This window comes from Faecalicatena contorta (assembly GCF_021531895.1).
Lineage (GTDB): Bacteria > Bacillota > Clostridia > Lachnospirales > Lachnospiraceae > JAFBIX01.
On the sequence record NZ_JAFBIX010000072.1, the window covers coordinates 1 to 1,496 of the forward strand.

Annotated in this window: 1 protein-coding gene; it reads right to left on the reverse strand. The window is 39.1% G+C overall.

What is annotated here, in order from left to right:
• Positions 1 to 167: 167 nt before the first annotated feature.
• Positions 168 to 1,412 (reverse strand): IS256 family transposase, encoded by a 1,245-nt coding sequence (locus tag JQM81_RS13440; RefSeq protein WP_117995389.1) that lies wholly within the window; start codon positions 1,410 to 1,412, stop codon positions 168 to 170.
• Between the last annotated feature and the right edge of the window lie 84 nt (positions 1,413 to 1,496).

Sequence of the window (1,496 nt, forward strand, 5' to 3'; positions counted from 1 at the left end):
GACGGTGTGAAATTTTTTCTGTAAATTGAGATCTTCTATGATAATTAAGCGGCTTAATGGCAGTTTTCTGCGGTTAAGCCGTTGTCTATTTAATAGCAAAAATGAACGAACATGTCAAGAGCACCCAGAAAAATCTGGGTGTATTTTTCTTGGCATATTATTTAGACTTACATCATCAGTCGGTCGGGGTACATGATTTCCAGTTCACCACGTACTTTTCCCCAGTTGCGGATCGACATTGTCCATTTTTTTGCAATTTCAAAAGTACCCAGATATAGTGCCTTCATCAGCGCCTGGGAACTTGGAAATACGCTTCTCTGCTTGTTCAATCTACGATAGCATGAATTTAGTGATTCTATGGCATTCGTAGTATAAAAAGCGGTACGAACATCCTTGGAAAACTTGAAAATTGGAGAAATCGCATCCCAGTTATCATGCCAGCGGTTCATGGCACTCGGATATTGCCCAGACCATTTCTTTGTCACAGTCTCTAACTGCTTTCTAGCAGCTTCTTCGCTTGCTGCCGTATAGATTGTCTTTAAATCCTTTGCAAAGGATTTCATATCTTTGTTTGCAACATATTTCAGCGTATTTCTCACCATATGTACAATACAACGCTGTTGCTCTGTTTTTGGAAATGCGGTAGAGATTGCATCCTTGATTCCTGTTAATCCATCTGAGCAGAGAATGAGAATATCCTGAACTCCACGATTCTTCAAGCTGTTCAATACAGAAAGCCAGTACTTACTGCTTTCATTTTCGCCCACTACGATGCTTAAGACTTCTTTCATGCCATCTTCATTGATGCCAAGTACCACATATGCTGCCAGCTTTCTGATCACACCATCATCACGTACAGAGAAATGCACAGCATCAATAAAAACGATTGGATACACAGGTGACAAGGGACGATTCTGCCATTCCTCGATTTTGGGAAGGAGCTTATCTGTGATATCGGATACCATTCCTTCACTGACTTCAAAACCATAAATATCCTCTATGGTTTCTGAAATCTGTCGTGTAGTCATCCCCTTTGCATACATTGCAATAATCTTGTCATCAATGGAAGAAATATCTTTTTGACGTTTTGGAAGTACCTGTGGTTCAAAAGAACTTTGACGATCCTGAGGTACATCTACTTCGAATTCACCGTATTTACTACGAACAGTTTTAGACTTTGTTCCATTACGGTAATTAGGCTCACTAGATCTTTCATAACGATCGTATCCAAGATGATTGTCCATTTCTGTTTCAAGCATATCTTGAAGGGTTCCGGAAAGCAGATCTTTAAGTGCCTCCTGAATATCATCTGCTGACTGGATATCGTATTCCTGGAGCAGTCCCTGAATAAGATTTCTTTTTCCTTCTGTCATCGGTTTTGGTTTGTAAACTTCTTTTTTTCTGTTTGCCATAATAAAAGGCCTCCTATGATTTAATATATTTTATCATAGAAGACCTTTATAGTGTTTAATTTACAGAGTTTTTTTCACAGGCTC